Annotated in this window: 20 protein-coding genes; 10 read left to right on the forward strand and 10 right to left on the reverse strand. The window is 63.7% G+C overall.

Going from position 1 to position 22,406, the window contains the following annotated elements; all coding sequences use genetic code 11:
• Positions 1–4 precede the first annotated feature (4 nt).
• The 8 genes from kynU to HOY44_RS08640 are packed head-to-tail and all read right to left on the reverse strand — an operon-like array spanning position 5 to position 9,107.
• Complete coding sequence (kynU, locus tag HOY44_RS08605) at positions 5–1,192, reverse strand: kynureninase (protein ID WP_287434280.1); 1,188 nt, start codon at positions 1,190–1,192, stop codon at positions 5–7.
• Positions 1,189–2,028, reverse strand: coding sequence for a tryptophan 2,3-dioxygenase (locus tag HOY44_RS08610; protein ID WP_287434281.1), 840 nt, complete (start codon positions 2,026–2,028; stop codon positions 1,189–1,191). The genes kynU and HOY44_RS08610 overlap by 4 nt, the downstream gene beginning before the upstream one ends.
• On the reverse strand, positions 2,025–3,644 hold the full coding sequence (locus HOY44_RS08615; RefSeq protein ID WP_287434282.1) for an AMP-binding protein: 1,620 nt from the start codon (positions 3,642–3,644) through the stop codon (positions 2,025–2,027). The genes HOY44_RS08610 and HOY44_RS08615 overlap by 4 nt, the downstream gene beginning before the upstream one ends.
• A 2-nt stretch (positions 3,645–3,646) precedes the next feature.
• The gene (locus tag HOY44_RS08620; protein ID WP_287434283.1) at positions 3,647–4,801 is read right to left on the reverse strand and encodes an acyl-CoA dehydrogenase family protein; all 1,155 of its coding nucleotides are present in this window, start codon (positions 4,799–4,801) and stop codon (positions 3,647–3,649) included.
• Complete coding sequence (locus HOY44_RS08625) at positions 4,801–5,601, reverse strand: enoyl-CoA hydratase family protein (protein WP_287434284.1); 801 nt, start codon at positions 5,599–5,601, stop codon at positions 4,801–4,803. The genes HOY44_RS08620 and HOY44_RS08625 overlap by 1 nt, the downstream gene beginning before the upstream one ends.
• A 1-nt stretch (position 5,602) precedes the next feature.
• A complete protein-coding gene (locus HOY44_RS08630; RefSeq protein WP_040884994.1) occupies positions 5,603–6,076 on the reverse strand; it encodes a MarR family winged helix-turn-helix transcriptional regulator in 474 nt (157 codons plus the stop codon).
• Positions 6,073–6,816, reverse strand: coding sequence for an SDR family NAD(P)-dependent oxidoreductase (locus tag HOY44_RS08635; protein WP_287434285.1), 744 nt, complete (start codon positions 6,814–6,816; stop codon positions 6,073–6,075). The genes HOY44_RS08630 and HOY44_RS08635 overlap by 4 nt, the downstream gene beginning before the upstream one ends.
• Entirely contained in the window at positions 6,813–9,107 is a 2,295-nt protein-coding gene (locus HOY44_RS08640; protein ID WP_287434286.1) for a bifunctional salicylyl-CoA 5-hydroxylase/oxidoreductase, read from the reverse strand. The genes HOY44_RS08635 and HOY44_RS08640 overlap by 4 nt, the downstream gene beginning before the upstream one ends.
• Positions 9,108–9,242: 135 nt before the next feature.
• On the opposite strand from HOY44_RS08640, the gene HOY44_RS08645 reads away from it, so the two are divergent.
• The gene (locus HOY44_RS08645) at positions 9,243–10,055 is read left to right on the forward strand and encodes a hormone-sensitive lipase (protein WP_287434287.1); all 813 of its coding nucleotides are present in this window, start codon (positions 9,243–9,245) and stop codon (positions 10,053–10,055) included.
• Positions 10,056–10,098: 43 nt separating this feature from the next.
• On the opposite strand, the gene HOY44_RS08650 is transcribed toward HOY44_RS08645, so the two are convergent.
• On the reverse strand, positions 10,099–10,761 hold the full coding sequence (locus tag HOY44_RS08650) for a hypothetical protein (protein ID WP_040884990.1): 663 nt from the start codon (positions 10,759–10,761) through the stop codon (positions 10,099–10,101).
• A gap of 84 nt (positions 10,762–10,845) precedes the next feature.
• Complete coding sequence (locus HOY44_RS08655; protein ID WP_040885728.1) at positions 10,846–14,046, reverse strand: chemotaxis protein CheB; 3,201 nt, start codon at positions 14,044–14,046, stop codon at positions 10,846–10,848.
• 362 nt (positions 14,047–14,408) lie between these two features.
• Between HOY44_RS08655 and HOY44_RS08660 the strand changes: the two genes are divergently transcribed.
• The 9 genes from HOY44_RS08660 (at position 14,409) to HOY44_RS08700 (ending at position 22,406) form a co-directional block, all read left to right on the forward strand.
• Positions 14,409–15,728: an NAD(P)-dependent oxidoreductase gene (locus HOY44_RS08660; RefSeq protein ID WP_287434290.1), complete on the forward strand. Its 1,320-nt coding sequence runs from the start codon at positions 14,409–14,411 to the stop codon at positions 15,726–15,728.
• Positions 15,729–15,755: 27 nt separating this feature from the next.
• Positions 15,756–16,130, forward strand: coding sequence for a VOC family protein (locus tag HOY44_RS08665; protein WP_287434292.1), 375 nt, complete (start codon positions 15,756–15,758; stop codon positions 16,128–16,130).
• Position 16,131: 1 nt separating this feature from the next.
• Entirely contained in the window at positions 16,132–17,460 is a 1,329-nt protein-coding gene (preA, locus tag HOY44_RS08670; RefSeq protein ID WP_287434294.1) for an NAD-dependent dihydropyrimidine dehydrogenase subunit PreA, read from the forward strand.
• Positions 17,461–17,730: 270 nt separating this feature from the next.
• Positions 17,731–18,981: a Zn-dependent hydrolase gene (locus tag HOY44_RS08675; protein ID WP_287434296.1), complete on the forward strand. Its 1,251-nt coding sequence runs from the start codon at positions 17,731–17,733 to the stop codon at positions 18,979–18,981.
• A 114-nt stretch (positions 18,982–19,095) separates the two neighbouring features.
• Complete coding sequence (locus HOY44_RS08680) at positions 19,096–19,440, forward strand: hypothetical protein (protein WP_148912507.1); 345 nt, start codon at positions 19,096–19,098, stop codon at positions 19,438–19,440.
• A 9-nt stretch (positions 19,441–19,449) separates the two neighbouring features.
• The gene (locus HOY44_RS08685) at positions 19,450–19,716 is read left to right on the forward strand and encodes a hypothetical protein (RefSeq protein WP_287434299.1); all 267 of its coding nucleotides are present in this window, start codon (positions 19,450–19,452) and stop codon (positions 19,714–19,716) included.
• Between the two features lie 27 nt (positions 19,717–19,743).
• The gene (gene hydA, locus HOY44_RS08690; protein ID WP_287434301.1) at positions 19,744–21,201 is read left to right on the forward strand and encodes a dihydropyrimidinase; all 1,458 of its coding nucleotides are present in this window, start codon (positions 19,744–19,746) and stop codon (positions 21,199–21,201) included.
• 3 nt (positions 21,202–21,204) lie between these two features.
• A complete protein-coding gene (locus tag HOY44_RS08695) occupies positions 21,205–21,627 on the forward strand; it encodes a VOC family protein (protein ID WP_008333025.1) in 423 nt (140 codons plus the stop codon).
• Entirely contained in the window at positions 21,624–22,406 is a 783-nt protein-coding gene (locus HOY44_RS08700; protein WP_287434304.1) for an ABC transporter ATP-binding protein, read from the forward strand. Before HOY44_RS08695 ends, HOY44_RS08700 begins: the two co-directional genes overlap by 4 nt.

Consider the following 22,406-nt stretch of genomic DNA (forward strand, 5'->3'; position numbering starts at 1 on the left):
CGGGTCATGTCACGCGCGAACGCGTCTGATATTTCGGATCGTTCCACAGGCTGTCGTTGATGACGGTCGCCACGTGTTCAGCAGCCGCGCGAATATCGCCTTCGTCCAGATAAAGCGGCGCAAAGCCGAACCGCATGATGTCGGGCGCGCGGAAGTCGCCGATCACCCCCCGGTCGATCAGCGCCTGAATAGCGGAATAGCCGTGCTCGAACCGGAACGAGACCTGGCTGCCCCGAACCCCCGCGTCGCGCGGCGAGGCGAGCGTCAGGGTCGGACACAGCCGCTCGACCTCGGCGATGAACAGGTCCGACAGCCGGATCGACGCCGCCCGGACATCGTCCATCGAAAGCCCGTCCCACGCATCGAGCGCGGCATCCAGAACCGACAGTTGCAGGATCGGCGGCGTGCCGACGCGCAGGCGCTCGGTCGACATGGCGGGGCGGTAGTCCGGGTCCATCGCGAACGGCTCCTCATGGCCCATCCAACCGGCGAGCGCGGGCTGAACCGTCTCGACGATATCCGGGCGGGCATAGATGAAGGCCGGGGCACCGGGGCCACCGTTCAGATATTTGTAGGTGCAGCCGACCGCGAATTCGGCACCCGACCCGGCCATGTCCACCGGCACCGCCCCGGCGCTATGGGCGAGATCCCAGATCATCACCGCGCCGACCGCATGGGCCGCGCGCGTGATTGCGGCCATGTCGTGCATCCGGCCCGTGCGGTAATCGACATGGGTCAGCATGACCACTGCGACCTCATCGGTGATGGCACCCACGACATCCTCGGGCGCGGGCGTGCGAAGCTCATATCCTTTGTCGATGGTGCCGATCAGACCCTGCGCCATGTAAAGATCGGTGGGGAAATTGCCGCTGTCCGACAGGATCACGCGGCGATCCGGCTTCATCTTCAAGGCGGCGGCGAGCGCCTGATAGACCTTGATCGACAAGGTATCGCCGGTCGCGACGCTGCCCTCCGGCGCGCCGATGATCCGGCCGATCCGGTCGCCCACCTTCTTGGGCAGCGAAATCCAGTCGGCGATGTTCCACGCGCGGATCAGATCCTGCCCCCATTCGCGGGTCATCACCTCACGCGCGCGGGCCTCGGCGTTCACGGGCAACGGGCCGAGCGAGTTGCCGTCAAGGTAAATGACGCCCTCGGGAAGGTGGAACAATTCCTTGCGCAAGACGGTCATAGCTCACCCCTCAGGTGCCAGAGTTCCGGAAAGAGTTCGACGTCGAGCATCTTGCGCAGATAGGTCACGCCGGATGTGCCGCCGGTGCCGCGTTTGAAGCCGATCACCCGTTCGACCGTGGTGACGTGGTTGAAGCGCCAGCGCCGGAAATAGTCCTCGAGATCGACCAGTTTCTCGGCCAATTCGTAAAGCGTCCAATGCGCGCGCACGTCGCGATAGACGGCCGCCCACCGCTCCTGAATCGCCTCGACCGCCTGATGCGGATGGGTCAGTTGCGGCGCGGGCATGTCGCGGTCGTTTCCGTCGAGCGTTTCGAACAGGAACCGCACCGCCTCGTCATAAAGGCTCGGACGTTCGAGTTCGCGGGCAAGCTTCGCGTGCACCTCTGGCACATGGGCATGTGGCTTCAGCAGGTTCGGATTGCGGTTGCCGAGGACGTATTCGATCAGCCGGTATTGGTAGGACTGGAACCCGGAGGACGGGCCGAGCACCTCGCGAAAGGTGGTGTAGTCCGACGGGGTCATCGTGCGCAGGATGTCCCACTGGTTATTGAGCTGCTCGAAGATGCGCGACACGCGGGCGAGCATCTTGAACATCGGCGGCAGATCGCGTGCGATTAGGGCTTCGCGGGCCGCCTGCATCTCGTGCAGGATCAGCTTCATCCAAAGCTCGCTCGTGTGGTGCTGGATAATGAACAGCAACTCGTCATGCGCGCCGGAGAGCGGGTTCTGCTGGTCGAGCAGGGTGTCGAGGTCGAGGTAATCGCCATAGGACATGGCCCCGGCCATCGCCATCTTGGCGCCTTCGCTGCCGGGATCGTATGCGTCGCTGCTCATCTGTCGGCTTTCAGCTTGAAGCGTTGGATTTTCCCGCTTTCCGTCTTTGGAAGCGCCTCGGTGAACCGCACGCTGCGGGGGTATTTGTAGGGGGCGATCTGCGCCTTAACGTGGTCCTGAAGGGTCTTGACCATCAGCGCGTCGTCCGTCGCGCCCTCGGTCAGCACCACATGCGCCTCGACGATTTGGCCGCGTTCGTCGTCCGGCACGCCGATCACGGCGCATTCCAGCACGGCGTCATGCGACAGAAGCGCGGCTTCGACCTCTGGCCCCGCGATGTTGTAGCCGGACGAGACGATCATGTCGTCGTTGCGGGCCGCGAAGTGGAAATACCCGTCTTCGTCCTGCACGAAGGCGTCGCCGGTGATGTTCCAGCCATCGACCACGTATTCCTCCTGCCGGTGACCGCCCAGATAGCGGCAGCCGGTCGGGCCACGTACGGCAAGGCGCCCGATCTCGCCGGCTGGCAGGTCTTCACCCTCCGGTCCGATCACCTTGGCCTCGTAGCCCGTGACGGGTTTGCCCGTGCAGGCCCGTTTGTGATCGTCGAAGCGATTGGTGATGAAGATGTGCAGCATCTCGGTCGCGCCGATCCCGTCGAGCATCGGCTTGCCGGTCTTTTCCTGCCATTCGTCGTAGACCGGGCCCGGCAGCGTCTCGCCCGCAGAAACAGCCGCGCGCAAGGACGACAGGTCCGCGCCCTCGTCCATCGCCCGCAGCATCACGCGGTAGGCGGTGGGCGCGGTGAAACACACGGTCGCGCGGTATTTCTGGATGATCTCGATCATGTTCGGGGGCGAGGCGTTTTCAAGCAGAGTCGCCGTCGCCCCGAAGCGCAGCGGAAAGATCGCGAGGCCGCCAAGCCCGAAGGTAAAGGCAAGCGGCGGCGAGCCGACGAAGATGTCCTCGGGCACGACCGACAGAACCTCTTTCGCATAGCCATCCGCGATAATCAGCAGATCGCGGTGGAAATGCATCGTGCCCTTGGGCGTTCCCGTCGACCCCGACGTGAAACCGATCAGCGCCACATCGTCCGAGGCGGTCGGAACGGCATCGAACGTGACCGGCTTTTCAAGCGCCAAACGGTCGAGCTCGGCGTCATGGTTCGAGGTGCCGTCGAACCCCACCACAGTTTCCAGAATGTCGCTCGCCTTGGCGCAAAGGATCATCTCGTCCATAAGCCGCGTGTCGCAGAGCGCCAGTTTGATCTGCGCCGTCTCGACGTATTTCGCGAGTTCCCCCGCCCGCAGCATCGGCATGGTGTTGACCACGACCGCACCCGCCTTGGTCGCGGCAAGCCAGGCGGCCACCATCGCGGGATTGTTGGCCGAGCGGATCAGCACGCGGTTGCCGGGTTTCACCTTGAAATCCTCGACCAGCACATGGGCCAGCCGGTTGGTCCAGTCGGCCAGTTCCTTATAGGTCCGCTGCCGCCCGTTCCCGATCAGCGCCACATGATCGCCAAACCCTTTGGCGACCATCGCGTCGGTCAGTTCATAGCCCGCGTTGAGCGTCTCGGGATACTCGAACCCGTCCAGCATCAGGTCCGGCCAACTGTCCGCGGGCGGCAGACTGTCGCGTGTGAACGTGTCGATATGCGCGGACGGACCAAGCATGGCTAACCCCTGTGGTGTTGTGCGAGCGTCTGGCGGGCGATGACGACGCGCTGAACGTCGGAGGCGCCCTCGTAGATGCGTAACGCTCTGATTTCGCGGTAAAGTGTCTCGACGGCGCTGCCAGAGCGGACGCCGTCGCCGCCGTGAAGCTGCACCGCCGTATCGATGACTTTCTGCGCCTGATCGGTGGCGAAGAGCTTCGCCATCGCAGCCTCGCGGGTGACGCGCGGCGCGCCGGAATCCTTGGTCCACGCGGCGCGGTAGACGAGAAGCGCGGCGGCGTCGATGTCGAGCGCCATGTCGGCGATATGCCCCTGCACCATCTGAAGCTCGGCCAGCGGCGCGCCCTGCACGCGGCGGGTGGTCACGCGGTTTAGCGACTCGTCCAGCGCGCGGCGGGCGAACCCGAGCGCGGCGGCAGCGACCGAGGCGCGGAACACGTCGAGCACCGACATCGCGATGCGGAACCCCTCGCCGGGGCCACCGATCATCGCCGACGCGGGCACCCGGCAGTCTCTGAACCGCAGCGTGGCGAGCGGATGGGGCGCGATGGTTTCCAGCCGTTCGGCCACCTCGAACCCCGGCAGGTCCGGGGTGACGATGAAGCACGACAGCCCATTGGCCCCCGGCGCCTCGCCGGTGCGGGCAAAGAGCGTGTAGACATCGGCGATCCCGCCGTTGGAGATCCACGTCTTTTCGCCGTTAAGGATGTAAGCGTCACCGTCGCGGGTGGCGGTCATCGTGGAACTGGCCACGTCGGACCCCGATCCGGGTTCCGTCAGAGCGAAGGCCGAAATCGCCTGACCGCTGCGCGTCTTTGGCAGCCATGCGGCCTTCTGCTCATCGCTCCCGAACAGGGTGAGCGCCCCGGTGCCCAATCCCTGCATCGCAAACGCGAAATCGGCGAGGCCATCGTGGCGGGCGAGCGTTTCGCGGATCAGGGCGAGGCTTCGCACGTCGAGGTCGACTGTCTCGCTGGCGGAATGCTCCAGAAAGCCCGCATCACCCAAGGCCTGCACCAGCGCGCGGCAGGCGGTGTCGGTGTCAGAGTGGTCAATCTGACTCAGGTTGGACGCCGCCCAATCCTCAAGCCGTGCGGCGAGGTCGCGGTGGCGCGGCTCGAAGAACGGCCAGTCGAGATAGCTCGTGTCGGCCATCAGTCGCCCTCGAACACGGGCGTTTGGCCCGCGATGAACGCCTCGTAGGCGCGGGTGAAATCCTGCCCCTGCATGCAGATCGCTTGCGCCTGCGCCTCGGCCTCAATCGCCTGATCGAGGCTCATCGACCATTCCTGCGCCAGCATCGTCTTGGTCATCATGTTCGAGAACGTCGGCCCTGACGCGATCCGGCCCGCCATCTTGCGCGCCTCGTCCATCAGCGCGTCCGGCTCGACGACCGCGTTGAAATAGCCCCATGCATGGCCTTCTTCGGCTGTCATGGAGCGGCCCAGATACAAAAGCTCGGACGCGCGGCCCTGACCGATGATCCGGGGCAGCATGGCGCAAGCGCCCATGTCGCAGCCCGCAAGGCCGACGCGGTTGAACAGGAACGCGGTCTTTGATGACGGCGTCGAAATCCGCAGGTCCGAGGCCATGGCGATGATCGCGCCTGCACCCGCCGACACGCCGTCGACCGCCGCGATGATGGGCTTGCCGCATCCGATCATGGCTTTGACCAGATCGCCGGTCATTCGCGTGAAGGTCAAAAGTTCCTTCATCGTCATCTTGGTGAGCGGCCCGATGATGTCGCGCACATCGCCGCCGGACGAGAAATTCCCGCCGTTCGGCGCAAGGATCACCGCCTTCACCTCGTCGTCGTAGTGAAGCTCACGAAACCAGTCGCGCATCTCGGCGTAGCTGTCGAAGGTCAGCGGGTTCTTCCGCTCGGGCCGGTCGAGCGAGACGGTGGCGATGGCCCCGTCGATCTCGCATTTGAAATGGGACACGTCGGTGCGCATGTCAGGTCTCCTCCTCGTGGTGTGTCGTCAGTTCGTCGAGCCAGGCGGTCATGTTGGCGATGCCGTCCGCGTCGACCGAGCCGAGCAGTTCGTCGATCCAGCCCTCGTGCACGGCGGCGTGGTCGGCAAAAAGCGCGCGCCCTTTCGGGGTCAGGCGGATCAGGTTCGCCCGCCGGTCGCCCGCGACCGAAACGCGCAGCGCCAGCCCCTCGTCGGTCAGCTTGTCGACGATGCCGGTGATGTTTCCGTTGGACACACGCAGGAGCCGGGAAATCTCGCTCATCTTCAGCCCGTCCGGGTGGCGGTGGAGCGCGGACATCACGTCGAAGCGCGGCAGGGTCCAGTCGAAATCCCGGCGCAGGCGTCGGCGCACCTCTTCCTCGATCATGCCACTGGCCTTGAGCAGCTTCAGCCACAGCCGAAGACGTTCCTTGGAGAGGGTTTGCGATGGGCGTTGCCCTGCGTCCGCCGTCATGCTTCACCCCCCGTGATCGAAAGCGTATGGCCGTTCACCGAACGGGCCACGTCGGACATGAGCCAGAGCACCGCGCCCGCGACCTCATCCGTCTTGATGAACCGCCCTTGCGGGTTGTTGGCCGAAAGCGAGGCGCGGGCGGCCTCGTCGCTCATGCCCGTGGTCTTGACGATGTTCTCGACCGACCGATCCAGCATCGGCGTGTCGATGAAGCCGGGGCAGACGGCGTTGACGGTGATGGACGTTTTCGCCAGTTCCAGCGCAAGAGCACGGGTCAGGCCAACGACCCCATGCTTGGCCGCGCAATAGGCCGAGACGTATGGGTAACCCTTTAGCCCCGCGCTCGACGCGATGGCGACCATCCGGCCCCATCCTGCGGCCCTCATGTCGGCAAGCGCGGCCTGCCAGACGTTCGACGTGCCGATGACGTTGACCGCCAGCGTCCGCGACATGAGGTCGGGGGTCATACGCGCGAACGGGGCGCTTTCGGCCATGCCCGCATTGGCCACGACTCCATTTATCGGCCCCGACTGATCGCGCGCCTTGTCAAAGGCCGCAGCGACCGCTTCGGCGTCGGTGACATCGCAGATCTGGTAAGGCAGACCCTGTTCGACCAGCGGCGCCTCGGTCCGGCCCATGACCGTGACCATGGCACCATCTCGCGCGAGCGCCTGCGCGGTCGCGGCGCCGACACCCGTTCCGCCGCCTGTGACCACGATATGACGACCCTTAAGGCTCATACCTGTGCCGCCTCGGCATCGCGGTCGGCCAGTCGCCAAGCCTGATCGCGCCCGGCGAGATAGGGCAGCGGCCATACCTCGGCACGATCACCGACGCGGGTGGCTTCGTGCAGGGTCCAATAGGGATCGGCGAGGTGCGGGCGGGCGATGGCGACCAGATCGGCGCGCCCAGCCATGAGGATGGAATTGGCGTGGTCGGCTTCGTATATGTTGCCGACCGCCATGGTCGTGATCCCCGCCGCGTTCTTGATCCGGTCGGAAAACGGCGTCTGGAACATGCGGCCATAGACGGGCTGCGCTTCGGTCGAGGTCTGGCCGGCCGACACGTCGATCAGGTCGGCCCCGGCCAGATCGAACGCACGCGCGATTTCGACGGCTTCTTCGGGCGTCACCCCGGCCTCGCCCACCCAGTCGTGCGCCGAGATGCGGACAGACATGGGTTTGCCCGCCGGCCAAACCGCCCGCATCGCTTTGAACACCTCGAGAGGAAAGCGCAGGCGGTTGTCCAGCGACCCGCCGTAGTCGTCCGTGCGTGTGTTCGAGGTCGGCGAGATGAACGAGGACAATAGATAGCCGTGCGCCGCGTGCAGTTCGATCATGTCGAACCCCGCCCGTGCGGCCATTTCGGTGGAAGCCACGAACTGATCGCGGACCTCATCCATGTCCGCGCGGGTCATTTCCCGTGGCGTGGCGTTGTCTTCGGACCACGGGATCGCCGAGGCCGAGATCAGATCCCAGTTGCCCGACGCCAAGGGGGCATCCATCCCCTCCCACCCGAGATTGGTGGAGCCTTTGCGGCCCGAGTGCCCGATCTGGCAGCAGATGCGGGCATCGGTTTCCGCATGGACGAACTCCACGATCCGGGACCACGCCGCTTCATGCTCCGGCGCGTAAAGTCCGGGGCAGCCCGGCGTGATCCGGCCCGCGGGGGACACGCAGGTCATTTCGGTGAACACCAGCCCCGCCCCACCCTTGGCGCGCTCGCCAAGATGGACGAGGTGCCAGTCGGTCGGCGTGCCGTCCTGGGCTTTGTATTGCGCCATGGGCGACACGACGATGCGGTTCTTCAGCTCCATGTCGCGCAGCTTGAACGGTGTGAACATCGGCGCGCGGACCGGCGCGTTTCCGTCCACGCCCGCGCGCATCGCGAACCAGCGTTCCGCGCTTTGCAGCCAATCGGGATCGCGCAGGCGGAGGTTTTCGTGGCTGATCCGCTGCGACCGCGTCAGGAGCGAATAGTTGAACTGCACCGGGTCGAGATCGAGATACCGCTCGACGTCCTCGAACCATTCAAGAGAGTTGCGCGCCGCCGATTGAAGGCGCAGGACGTCGAGCCGCCGCTCGCCCTGGTACCGCTCGAACGCACGCTCCATCGTCGGCTCGCGATGCAGGAATTCCGCCAGCGCGATGGCACTGTCGAAGGCAAGCCGCGTGCCGGAACCGATCGAGAAATGCGCGGTGGCCGAGGCGTCGCCCAGAAGCACCACGTTCTCATGGTGCCAGCGTTCGCAGAGCACGCGGGGGAAGTTGATCCAGACCGCCGAGCCGCGCAGGTGGCCCGCGTTCGACATCAGCGCGTGACCGTCGAGATGACGCTCGAAGATGCGGCGGCAGGTTTCGACCGTCTCGTCCTTGGTCATGTCTTCGAAGCCGAAGCGATCCCATGTCTCCTGCGAGCATTCGACGATGAAGGTCGCGGTGTCGGCGTCGAATTGATAGGCATGGGCCCAGACCCAGCCATGTTCGGTCTTTTCGAAGATGAAGGTGAAGGCGTCGTCGAATTTCTGATGTGTGCCGAGCCAGACGAACTTGCACTTCCGGGTGTCCACGTCCGGTTTGAACGTGTCGGCATAGGTGGCCCGCACGCGGGAGTTCAGGCCGTCGCAGCCGACCACGAGGTCATAGTCCTTTCGGATCGCCTCGACATCGTCGAATTGGGTTTCGAACCGCAAGTCGACCCCAAGCTCGCGCGCCCGCTCCTGTAGGAGCACCAACATCTGCTTGCGGCCGATCCCCGCGAAGCCGTGGCCACCAGACACTGTTCGCACGCCGCCATGAATCACCGCGATATCGTCCCAGTAGGCGAAGTGATCGCGGATCTGCTGCGCGCTTTTCGGATCGTTCGCTTCGAGGTTTTCCAGCGCGTCGTCGCTGAGAACCACGCCCCAGCCGAACGTGTCGTTGGCACGGTTTCGCTCCATCACGACGATCTCGTGCGACGGGTCGCGCAGCTTCATCGAAATCGCGAAGTAGAGACCGGCGGGTCCACCACCCAGACAGGCGATCCGCATCGTGGCGCTCCTTTCCCAATGCCGGGATCAGGCCCCGACTCACCCAAAGCTTACGCCTTGTCAAAAATACTTCAAGCTTGAAATATTTATGTTTGCACTATAGCCTGAGGCAGAGCGTGCGAGAGGGGTGCGGCGATGGGCAGTGCAGTGGCGGACACCGAAATCGACTGGGAAGAAGCCTTCGTGAATGCCGGCCGCATCGACGGCGGCGAAACCTTCCCCGATCTCTGGACCGAGCGGGCCGAGGCGTTCCGCAAGAGCGCGTCCGCCGCGTTCGACATTCCCTATGGCGATCATGACAGGCAGGTGTTCGATCTGTTCCACCCGACCGGCACACCACGCGGGTTGGCGGTCATCGTGCATGGCGGCTACTGGCTCAGGTTCGACAAATCGTTCTGGTCGGATCTGGCTGAAGGCGCGTTGGCACATGGCTGGGCCGTCGCGATGCCGAGTTACCGCTTGGCGCCCGAGGTGCAGATTTCGGAAATCTCCAATGACATCGCGAGCGCCATTGCTGCGGCGGGCGAGCGGATTGCGGGGCCGATCCGGCTGACCGGACATTCGGCAGGCGGCCATCTGGTCACCCGCATGGTTTCGGGGTCTACCCCCCTGCCCGCAGCGGTTGCCGACCGGGTCGAACGGGTCGTCTCGATCTCGGGCCTGCACGATCTGCGCCCGCTTCGGCGGAATTCGATGAACGAGGCTCTGCGCCTCGATGCCGATGAGGCGGCGGCGGAAAGTCCCGCGCTGGGCGACAAGCGCGGGAAGGTGGAGGTGACGGCATGGGTCGGCGCACGGGAACGGCCGGAGTTCCTGCGTCAAGCCGCGCTACTCGCCGAAGCGTGGAACATACCGCTCGTCGCCGATCCGGGGCGTCACCACTTCGATGTGATCGACGGGCTCAAAGACCCGGATCATCCGCTTTGTCGGGCGTTCGCCGCAGATTGATCCTCACGGGACGTGCCCGCTGAACGGGCCGATGCGGAAACGCTCAATACCGTCCGATAGCGTTTGTCTGGGCCGCGATCTGCCGGGCCGCAAGGTCGAGGTCGGGGGCATTGCGCAGATAGCGTTGCAGCAGGACCGCGAAGAACCCGATCTCGTTCCGGTTGCGCGCAAGCACTTCCAGCCTTTCGGCGACCTGCTCCATCACATTGCGGCTGAGGGTGGTCGGTGGCCCGACGTCTGCAAGATCGAGCGCGGGGTGCAGAAGCGACAAGAGCGTATGGGCCGCCGCCCCTTCGAGTTTGGCGAACATATCCGTCTCGGTCCGATACTTGGGCAGAAGGACCGCCTGAAGCGCGCCCAGCGCCCGAATGAAGCGGATGGTCAGCGACTGAATGCCGGTGACGACCGACTGCGCGATGACGCGGATGCCGCCGAGCACCAAACCGGGGATTTCGATGAGCGCGGAACTATCGGCCATCACGCCCTTCGCCGGCCCGTCCGGCAGGTAGGGCTGCAACTCGCCCAGAAACTGCGGAACGAAGGCCTGCGCAAGCGGCAGGTTGTTACGAAATCCGATGCGGTGATGGACGTCGCCGCGGTTGATGTCGATCTGCTCGGCGAACCATTCGCCCGAGTCCGAATCGCGGACGAGGCGAATCTGGAGCGTGTCGTTGGGTCCGTCTTCCGAGATCTGTTCCATGCTCATACTCTAGTCACCTCGACGGCTTCGCGCTACTTCTCGCGAGTTAACAAACTCTTAACGCCTGCCCCGCCGTAGCGCCGTTTCGGGTCAGGTCACGATCTGAAACGACCCGTACAAGTGGGTCGCCTTGCCGTTTTCATCCACTTCCGCACGCCCCGTGCCGCGGCACTTCGCGCGGCTTCCATCCGGGCGCTCGATCTCTTCGACGTAGTCGTAAGGCTCGTTCTTCTCGATCGCCGACTGCATGTAATCCGCGACGCGGTCGCGCGCGTCCCCAACAAACAGGCGCAGCGCCGTATCGACCACCGGGGGTTCGCTCGGATCGAGGCCGAGGATGTCGTAAAGCTGCGGGCTCCAGTACGGCAGGTCGTGCTCGATATCGTAGGAATAGAACCCGATCCCCTGATCCGCCGCGACCTCGTTATAATGCTGAACCAGCAGGTCTTCGTTCCGCTGGCGCGAGAAATCGCGGAACACGCCGACCAGCGCCACGGCTTCGCCAGCCTCGTTCCGCACCGACGATCCGGCCGCTTCGACCACGATCGTGCGCCCGTCCGCGCGATTGAGGCGGGCGAAGAAGTGGAAGGGTTCGCCGGTTTCGACGGTCTTGTCGATGGCCGTGCGCACCATCGCCTGATCGTCGGGATGGTAGAAGTTCACCCCTTCGTCCAACTGCCTGCGGTGGTTGTCCGGGTCGATACCGTGGATCAGATAGGTCTCACGCGACCAGTCCAGTTCGCCCGTCGTAAGGTTCATCTTCCAGGTGCCGATGTCGCCGAAGGTGCGCAGCGTCTCGTTCAGCTTGCCTTCGATGGACATATCCACCTCGTCGGCCAGAACGATCAGACCGATCAGCCCCTCGCCCTCGGTGGACAGGGGAGACACGGACAGGGTGATGAGCGAGTCGCCGATTTCGATGTTGCGGGTGTGAACCTGCCGGTCGAGCAGGGCCTGCGAACAGATGTCGACGAGGGGCGGGTAGCCCTTGGGAATGTAGCACTGCGACAGGTGGCCCAGCGAATGCCCCCGTTCCTTGATCTGGAACGTCTGGATCGCGCTTTTCGACGCGTGGCGGATAAGCAGGCCGAGGTCCAGCATCATCATCACGGTCGGAATGCCCGAGATCAGACCGTTGAGCTCTGCGGTCGTCCGTTCAAGCTGCGAGGTATTGACCAGCAGCTCCTCGTTCACCGTGATGAGTTCTTCGTTCGTCGACTGAAGCTCCTCGTTCGAGGTTTCGAGTTCCTCGTTCGTGGATTGCAATTCCTCGTTGGACGACTGGAGTTCTTCGTTCAGTGACTGAAGCTCTTCATTCGATGTCTGAAGCTGCTCGATGGTGACCTGAAGCGTATCGCGGGTGCGGGTCAGTTCGGTCTCGAGATAGTCGAGGTAATCCGTCCGCTCGGCTTCGTCGCCCTTCGGCTCTTCCCGCATCTCGGTCTCGAAACCGATCAGGACGAGCGGCTCGTTCTCGGAATCGCCGCTTTCCGGCATGATCGGATAGGCGACCATGCGAAGGTTGTTGTATCCGCGCCCGTCGATCTGGTGCCATTGACCGGCGCGCGTTTCCTTGTGTTTCAGCGCAACCAGAACCATCGACCCGGCCTCATAGGCCAAAGTCTTTTTCAGGACGCCAAGGGTCATGCTGCCCTGAATCGGCTCCCGCATCTCAACGAACTCGGCGATGTCGCCGTAGATTTTGAGGATCGACTTTTCGCTGTTCGTCAGGATGCCGGTCGACACGACCGACCGGGCGAGCGAGTCGAAGCGCCACGTGTTTTCGTGAACGATCTGGCCGCGATGGAACCCGGTGCCCGACCCCGACTGGAAATTGAGCCCCGCCGGCAAGGTGCGTTCCGGCCCCGGAGGCCGGGACAGACGCAGCGACCGCTTGCCGAAGATTTTCGAGTTCGACTCGATGGGCACGAAGTAGCTTTCCAGCACGCCCGTCGTCTCGGACGTGCCGAGGAACAACAGACCATCCGATTTCAGCGCATACTGAATGCGGGTCAGCACGCGCTCCTGCAACTTCGCCTCGAAATAGATCAGCACGTTTCGGATCGATACGAGGTCGATCGACATGAACGGCGCATCCTGAAACACGTTGTGGCGGGTGAACATGACATGCTGCTTGAGCTTGTCCTTCACCTTCACCGTGTCGTCGGACACGTCGAAGTAACGGTCGAGGAAACGCGCCGGAATGTCGCTGGCCGCAGAGGCCGGGTATTTGCCCTTGCGACCTATGCCCAGCGCCCGGTCGTCGATGTCCGTCGCGAAAATCTGAAGCTTGTCCTTGGACAGTTTTTCAAGCCCGCCCAGCGCCTCGGCCACGAGGATCGCGATGGAATACGCCTCCTCCCCCGTCGCGCATCCCGGCACCCAGACCCGGATCGTTTCGTCGTCGTGATCCGCGAACCGCTCGGCGATTTCCTGTTCCAGCGCGGCGAACTGATCGGGATCGCGGAAGAAGTTGGTGACCGAGATCAGGAGGTCGCGATACAGCGCCTCGACCTCTTCCACCGAGCGGCGGCAAAGCTCGACATATTCCTCGAACGTCTCGATGCCCTTCGCGAACATCCGGCGATGGATGCGACGGTTGATCGTCGTTTCCTTGTAGTGTCGGAAATCGACCAGTGTGTGCGCGAGCAGGATCTGGAACAGGTCGTGGTTCTTCGACGTCTTTTCGTTCAGATCCTTGAGCGACGACAGGTCGCGCGGCTGTTGCAGGACGGTGGCAAGGTGCTGGCCGATCTGTTCGGGCGTGAGCGTGAGGTCGACGCAACCGGTCCGGATCGCCGAGATCGGCATCGAGTCGTATTTCGACGTGCCGGGGTCTTGCGCGATGGTGATCCCGCCCGCTTCGCGGATGGCCTGCACGCCATATGACCCGTCGCTTCCGGTGCCGGACAGCACGACACCGACCGCGTTCGACCCCAGATCGCTCGCCAGCGATTTCAGCAGGCGGTCGGCGGACGGCTTGGGCGCGGCATGGTGACCGACGGGTTCGCGCAGGACGAGCGTGCCGTTCTCCAACACGACATCGCGGCCCGGCGGCGGGACATAGATCGTTCCGGGCGACGGCACGGTTTCCGCCTCGACCTCTTCGACCTTCAGTCGAGTCTCGCGCGACAAGAGCGGCACCAGCATACTCTTGTGGCTGGGCGACATATGCTGCGCGATCACATAGGCGCAATTCAGGCTCTTGGGCAGGTTCTGGGCCAGCAAGGACGTGGCCTCGAGCCCCCCTGCCGACGCTGCAATTCCCACGACAATCAGATCTTCGACCACCTGATCCAAATTCAGCCCTCACGATCCCCACCGAGCTTTCGTCGCGCCCGGTTTCGTGTTTCCCATCAATCTCTACGACCGGCCCGAACCTCTGCTTTCGGTTTGCAACCACTCGCCCCGCCATACATCTTAAAGGCGAATGAGTTCGAGGGCGAGACCCAATTGCGGGTAGCGCCCGTTCCCTTCACGAAGTCGAAGCAACGCCTTCGTCAACGCTCTGCACAACAATTGACCAAATGGAAAAATATCCGGCGCGTCGCGCGGCAGGTGTGGAATGAAACACCTCAATAATTTTTACCAATTGATAAAAAAGTCGAGTCATGCCAGCGTTCTCCAAAAGAACAATCTACAGGGAGACAGCCGTGACCCATTCCCCACAAACCCCCGGCGTGGTTGCCGAGCGTTTGCAGGCACCGGCGCTGGCCGACAACTTTTCGGATTTGCATCCGCCGCTCGATGCGCATGAGGCGCATGTCGCGGCGGACCGCTGTTATTTCTGCCACGATGCGCCGTGCATGGAGGCCTGCCCGACCGACATCGACATTCCGCTATTCATCCGCCAGATCATGACCGGCACGCCGGAAGCGGCGGCCAAGACGATCCTCGAACAGAATATCCTCGGCGGCATGTGCGCCCGCGTCTGTCCGACCGAAACGCTGTGCGAAGAGGTCTGCGTGCGCGAGGTTGCCGAGGGCGAGCCGGTGCAGATCGGCCGCCTGCAACGCTACGCCACCGACACGCTGATGCGCGCGAACGTGCACCCGTTCAAGCGGGCCGAGCCGACCGGAAAGCGCGTGGCGGTCGTCGGCGCCGGGCCTGCGGGTCTGTCGGCGGCACACCGGCTGGCGATGCATGGGCATGACGTGGTGATTTACGACGCAAAGCCGAAACCGGGCGGTCTGAACGAATACGGGATTGCGACCTACAAGACCGTCGACGATTTCGCTGCGCGTGAAGTCGATTGGCTGATGCAGATCGGCGGGATCACGATGGAACTGGGCAAGGCGCTCGGTTCCGACATCACGCTTGACGGGTTGGCCGCCAACTTCGATGCGGTCTTTCTCGGGATCGGGCTGGGCAACACCAACGCGCTCGGGATCGAGGGCGAAGAGCTTGGCGGCGTCGTGGATGCGGTGAAATTCATCGCGGACCTGCGCCAGACCGACGACCTGACCAAGCTTCCCGTTGGCCGCAACGTGGTGGTCATCGGCGGTGGCATGACCGCGATCGACGCCGCCGTTCAATCCAAACTGCTGGGCGCCGAGAACGTCACGCTGGTCTATCGCCGGTCGCAGGACAAGATGCCAGCATCGAAATACGAACAGCACCTCGCGCAATCCAAGGGCGTGCACATCATGTCGGGCGTCGCGCCCGTCTCGCTGATCGGCGAGGGGCACGTCGCCGCCATCGAACTCGCCTATACCGACGAGAACGCCAAGCCGACGGGCGAGACCTTCACGCTGCCCGCCGATCAGGTGTTCAAGGCCATCGGGCAGGTGTTCGACGAGGTTGCAGGCCTCGACACCGACGGTCGCAAGATCAAGGTGACGGGCGCCGGGCGCACATCGCGTGCGGGCGTCTGGGCCGGGGGCGACTGCACGGCGGGCGAAGACCTGACCGTGGTGGCCGTGTCCGAGGGCCGCGACGCCGCCGAAGACATCCACGCGAGCCTTACGGGATAAGCGGACCGAACCGGGGAGCCAGGCAACATGCCCAGCCACATCCACTTCCAATCCATCGGCGCGACGGATCAGGCGCGCGCGGTGGCGTTCTATACCGAGAAGCTGGGCTTCGAGGTGGAACGGGATGAGGCCTATGGCGACGACCGCTGGATCTTCGTCCAGCTTCCCGGTGCGCAGACCATGCTCCAGATCGCGAAAGAAAGCGCGATCACACCAAGCGACAAGCCCGCCCTCGTTCTCCTGTGTGACGACGTCGACGCCGACGTGGTCGCGCTCAGGAATCTGGGCGTGCCCATCCATCTCGGCCCGGACACCGCGCCGTGGGACCCGTCGACCCGCTGGGCGATGATCCACGACAGCGAGGGCAATCTCATTCTTCTTCAGACCGTAGGAGGCCAATGACATGGCAGACCTGACGACCGATTTCGTAGGTATCAAATCCCCCAACCCGTTCTGGCTGGCCTCGGCACCGCCGACCGACAAGGAATACAACGTCCGCCGTGCCTTCGAGGCCGGATGGGGCGGCGTCGTGTGGAAGACGCTGGGCGAAGAGGGCCCGCCCGTCGTGAACGTCTCGGGCCCGCGCTACGGCGCGATCTGGGGCGCGGATCGGCGGCTTCTGGGCCTGAATAACATCGAACTCATCACCGACCGCCCGCTTCAGACCAACCTCGACGAGATCAAGCGCGTCAAAGCCGACTACCCGGATCGCGCCGTGGTCGTGTCGCTCATGGTTCCGCTGGATGAGGATGCGTGGCGCAAGATCCTCGACCGCGTGGGCGAGACTGGCGCGGACGGGGTCGAACTGAACTTCGGCTGCCCGCATGGCATGGCCGAGCGCGGCATGGGCTCTGCGGTGGGTCAGGTGCCCGAGTATGTCGGCCAGATCACCCAGTGGGTCAAAAAGCACTCCGACCTGCCCTGCATCGTGAAGCTGACACCGAACATCACCGACATCCGCCAGCCCGCGCTCGCCGCGAAACAGGGCGGGGCCGATGCGGTGTCGATGATCAACACGATCAATTCGATCACCTCGGTCAACCTCGACGCGATGTGCCCCGAGCCGATGATCGACGGACTTGGCACCCACGGCGGTTATTGCGGCCCGGCGGTGAAACCCATCGCGATGAACATGGTCGCCGAAGTGGCCCGTTGGGAAAAAACCGCGGGCATCCCGATCTCGGCCATCGGCGGAATTTCGACATGGCGCGACGCGGCCGAGTTCATGGCACTGGGCGCGGGCAATGCGCAGGTCTGCACGGCGGCGATGACCTATGGCTTCCGCATCGTGAAAGAGATGTGCTCGGGCCTGAGCCAGTGGATGGACGAACAGGGCTATACCAAGACCTCGGACTTCATCGGCATGGCGACCCCGCGGGTCACCGACTGGCAGCACCTGAACCTCGACTACGTGACCAAGGCCGAAATCGATCAGGACCTCTGCATTTCCTGCGGGCGCTGTTTCGCGGCGTGCGAGGACACCTCGCATCAGGCCATCGCCATGTCGGAAGACCGCACTTTCACGGTGAAGGACGACGAATGCGTCGCCTGCAACCTGTGCGTCAACGTCTGCCCGGTCGAAGGCTGCATCACCATGCGCCGCCTTGAACCCGGCGAAACCGACTTGCGGACCGGCATGACCATCCCGGCGGAGGACGACAAGCGCACGTGGCTCGAACATCCGAACAACCCGATGGGCGATCCGCTGACCTGCATCTCGCGCGGGCAGTGAACGCCGGTTGACGATGGGTTGGCCTGTGCTAGCCTCGTTTTAACCGAATGGTAAAAACCAGAACTTCTGCCGAAGCCCCTGCAAAACAAGGGGCGCGGCAACGCAACAGGGACAAGGGCGATGCTGCATCGCGCGAAATCACAGTTCGGTTCGGAGGCGTCACAGCGCAGCCGAACGGGTCCGCCCATTTCCCTGTTGCACAATTTGACGGCGGCGCGCCTGATGTATGGGCGTCCGCCCGCGACTGCGACGAAATGACAGGAGAGTGCCATGGCAGCCCCCGGTGAGAACCTTCGTATCAACGCCGACCGGCTTTGGGACAGCCTGATGGAAATGGCCAAGATCGGCCCCGGTGTGGCGGGCGGCAACAACCGCCAGACCCTGACCGACGCCGATGCCGAAGGGCGCGCCCTGTTCCAGAAATGGTGCGAGGATGCGGGCATGAGCATGGGCGTGGACACGATGGGCAACATGTTCGCCACCCGCGAAGGGACCGACCCGGATGCCCTGCCCGTCTACATGGGCAGCCACCTCGACACCCAGCCGACGGGCGGGAAATACGACGGGGTTCTGGGCGTGCTCGGCGCGCTCGAGGCCGTGCGCTCGATGAACGATCTGGGGATCAAGACCAAGCATCCCATCGTGATCGCGAACTGGACGAACGAAGAAGGCACACGGTTCGCCCCGGCCATGCTGTCGTCCGGCGTTTTCGCGGGCATCCACACGCAGGACTGGGCCTATGACAGGGTCGATGCGGAAGGCAAAAAGTTCGGCGACGAGTTGAAGCGGATCGGCTGGGTCGGCGACGAAGAGGTCGGCGCGCGCAAGATGCACGCGATGTTCGAACTGCACATCGAACAGGGCCCGATCCTCGAGGCCGAAGAAAAGGACATCGGCGTCGTCACCCACGGACAGGGCCTGTCGTGGACGCAGGTGACCGTAACGGGCAAGGAAAGCCACACCGGCTCGACCCCGATGCCGATGCGCAAGAACGCCGGTCTTGGCATGGCGCGCATTCTGGAACTGGTGGACGAGATCGCGTGGTCCCACAAACCCGACGCGGTGGGGGCTGCTGGTCATATCGACATCTACCCCAACAGCCGAAACGTGATCCCCGGCAAGGCGGTGTTCACCGTCGACTTCCGCTCTCCGAACCTCGCCACGATTCAGGACATGGAAAAGCGGCTGGCCGAGGGCGCCAAGAAGATCTGCGACGAGATGGGGCTGGAGGTCGAGCTTGAGAAGGTCGGCGGCTTCGATCCCGTCGAGTTCGACAAGGACTGCGTGAGCGCCGTGCGCGACGCGGCGGATCGGCTGGGCTACAGCCACCGCGACATCATCTCGGGCGCGGGCCATGATGCCTGCTGGATCAATCAGGTCGCCCCGACCGCGATGATCATGTGCCCCTGCGTCGATGGCCTGAGCCACAACGAGGCCGAGGAAATCTCGAAAGACTGGGCGATGGCCGGGGCCGACGTCTTGTTCCACGCCGCGCTCGAAACGGCGGAGATCGTTTCTTGAGAGTCGATCCGGCCAATCGTCGCCGGCTCCTATCGGCATGCGATGCAAGGAGGCGACTTGATTTGACCTGCGTCCGCGTAGCGACAACCATGCCTTCGGGGAGTGGAGTCGCAATTGGTAAGTGAACATGAAAGTCAGGCAAAGGAAGTCGCCCGCATCCGGGAGTTGATCCAGGCGGAGATCGCGGGGTTCGACCCGGCGCGTCACACCGGGATCAAGGAATGGAACGAGGCGATCCTCGCCGACTTCAAGTCTGCTTTGATCGAGCCCGAACTGATGGAAGTGAACCTTCCGGGCGGGGTCACCGATTTCGCCTATGCGGTGACCGAGACCAAGGGACCTTACCGGGTCTTCTGGCTGCCATGGTCCGACGTCTTCTCGCTCGCGGTCGAAAGCCGCTTCGGACCCTGCGACATCTCGGTCCACGGCGACGCCATCGGTTGTTTTGCAAGTGTTTGAGGGGGGACAATGACACGCATCGCACTGGGACTTTTCGCTCTGACGCTCGCTGCCTGCGGGCAGTCGGGGTCGAGCGGCGGGTTGCCCGCCAACTACTACGTCGCCGATGAACCGTACACGCCCGAGGCGCTGGCGGCTCTGCCCGCCGACATCCCCTATTCGGACCTACTGGTCTACACCGAACCCGAGGATATCGGGTTCTGCTACTACTACCGCAGAGACGGCAAAATCTATCCGCTGACCAATGCCGACGGTTATCCCGTCTGCGTCCAATAAGGTCAGGGAAACAACAGGAGAGAGAACATGGCCACCAAAGTCATCAAGGACGGAACGATCGTCACCGCCGACCTGACCTACAAGGCCGACGTCAAGATCGAGGACGGCAAGATCATCGAGATCGGGCAAGGTCTGTCGGGCGATGAGACGCTCGACGCGACCGGCTGCTACGTCATGCCCGGCGGGATCGACCCGCACACGCACCTTGAGATGCCGTTCATGGGCACCTATTCCTCGGACGATTTCGAAAGCGGCACCCGCGCCGCGCTCGCCGGCGGGACCACGATGGTCGTGGACTTCGCCCTGCCGAACCCCGGTGAAAGCCTGCTGGATGCACTCAAGCGTTGGGACAACAAATCGACCCGCGCCGCCTGTGACTATTCCTTCCACATGGCCGTGACATGGTGGAGCGAGCAGGTCTTTGACGAGATGGAGACGGTCGTCAAAGAGCGGGGCATCAACACGTTCAAACACTTCCTCGCCTACAAAGGCGCGCTGATGGTGAACGATGACGAGCTTTATTCGTCCTTCATGCGTCTGGCCGAACTGGGCGCGACACCGATGGTTCACGCCGAAAACGGTGATGTGGTCGCGGAACTGTCGGCCAAGCTGCTGGCCGAGGGCAACACCGGGCCGGAAGCCCATGCCTATTCCCGCCCGCCGCAGGTCGAGGGCGAGGCGACGAACCGCGCGATCATGATCGCGGACATGGCGGGTGCGCCGCTTTACGTCGTCCACGTCTCCTGCGAGGAAAGCCATGAGGCGATCCGGCGGGCCAAGATGCAGGGCAAGCGCGTCTGGGGCGAGCCGCTGATCCAGCATCTGACGCTGGATGAAAGCGAATACTTCAATCAGGACTGGGACCATGCCGCCCGCCGCGTCATGTCGCCCCCGTTCCGCAACAAGCAGCATCAGGACAGCCTGTGGGCCGGTCTTTCGTCGGGCACGCTTTCCGTGGTCGCCACCGACCACTGCGCCTTCACGACCGAGCAGAAACGCTACGGCGTCGGCGACTTCACCAAGATCCCGAACGGCACCGGCGGGCTGGAGGATCGTATTCCGATGCTCTGGACCTACGGGGTCGAAACGGGGCGGATCACGATGAACGAATTCGTCGCCGTCACCTCGACCAACATCGCCAAAATCCTGAACTGCTACCCGAAGAAGGGGGCCATTCTGGTGGGCGCGGATGCCGACATCATGGTGCTGGACCCTGCGAAGTCGAAAACGATCACGGCGGACACGCAGCAGTCGTCGATCGACTACAACGTGTTCGAAGGCAAAGAGGTCTCGGCCCTGCCCCGCTATGTCCTCACCCGCGGCCATGTCGCCGTGATGGACGGCGAGATGAACCACAAGCCGGGCTGGGGCGAGTTCGTCGCGCGTGAGCCGAACGCCACCGTGAACTCGTCGCTGTCCAAGTGGAAGGCGCTGACCGCACCGCAGCCCGTGCAGCGGACGGGCATTCCGGCGACGGGCGTGTAAAGGATGACGAGCCCCGCAACACCCACCGGCGTGCTCGAGGCCGCGGTTTATGTCGACGACCTCGACAAGACCGAAGCCTTCTATGCCGGTGTCGTGGGGCTCGACGTCATCACGCGGCGCGATCCGCGCCACATCTTTTTTGCCTGCGGGCCGACCGTCGTCCTTGCCTTCGTGGCCGAGGAAACGGTGGTGCCGCCAGGTGACGACCAGCTTCCGGTCCCGCCGCACGGTGCGACGGGTCCGGGGCACATCTGTTTTTCCGTACCGGGCGAAGAGCTGGACGGATGGGCCGCCTATCTGGTGGACAAGGGGATAGATATCGAGTCGGATTTCAACTGGCCGCACGGCCCGCGTTCGATCTACGTGCGTGATCCGGCCGGGAACTCGGTGGAATTCGCCGAACCGAAACTGTGGGGACTTTCGTGAGCACAAATCCAGTGATCGAGGCAAAGGGGCTCGATCTGACATTCGAAACCAACGATGGTCCGGTGCACGCGCTGAAGGGCGTCGATCTGGCTGTGGACAAAGGCGATTTCGTCAGCTTCATCGGGCCATCCGGCTGTGGCAAGACCACCTTCCTGCGCTGTATCGCGGGACTGGAGCATCCGACGGGCGGCACGTTGACCGTCAACGGCATGACCCCGGACGAGGCGCGCAAATCGCGGGCCTATGGATACGTCTTTCAGGCGGCGGGGCTTTACCCGTGGCGCACCATCGCGGGCAACGTCCGCCTCCCGCTCGAGATCATGGGTTATCCCAAATCCGAACACGCGGGCCGGATCGAAAAGGTGCTGGACCTCGTGGACCTCAAGGGTTTCGGCAAGAAATTTCCGTGGCAGCTGTCGGGCGGGATGCAGCAACGGGCCAGCATCGCGCGTGCGCTGGCCTTCGATGCCGACATCATGCTGATGGACGAACCGTTCGGCGCACTGGATGAAATCGTGCGCGACCACCTGAACGAGCAGCTTCTGGATCTGTGGGCGCGGACGGAAAAGACCATCGCATTCGTCACCCACTCGATCCCCGAAGCGGTTTATCTTTCGACAAAGATCGTCGTCATGTCGCCGCGCCCCGGTCGGATCACCGATGTCATCGAAAGCCCGCTGCCGAAAGACCGCCCGCTCGACATCCGTGACAGCAAGGAGTTCCTCGACGTGGCCCACAGGGTTCGCGAAGGGCTGCGCGAAGGGCACAGCTATGACTGA

It is taken from the genome of Maritimibacter sp., from assembly GCF_016774595.1.
In the GTDB taxonomy this organism is placed as follows: Bacteria; Pseudomonadota; Alphaproteobacteria; order Rhodobacterales; family Rhodobacteraceae; genus Maritimibacter; species Maritimibacter alkaliphilus.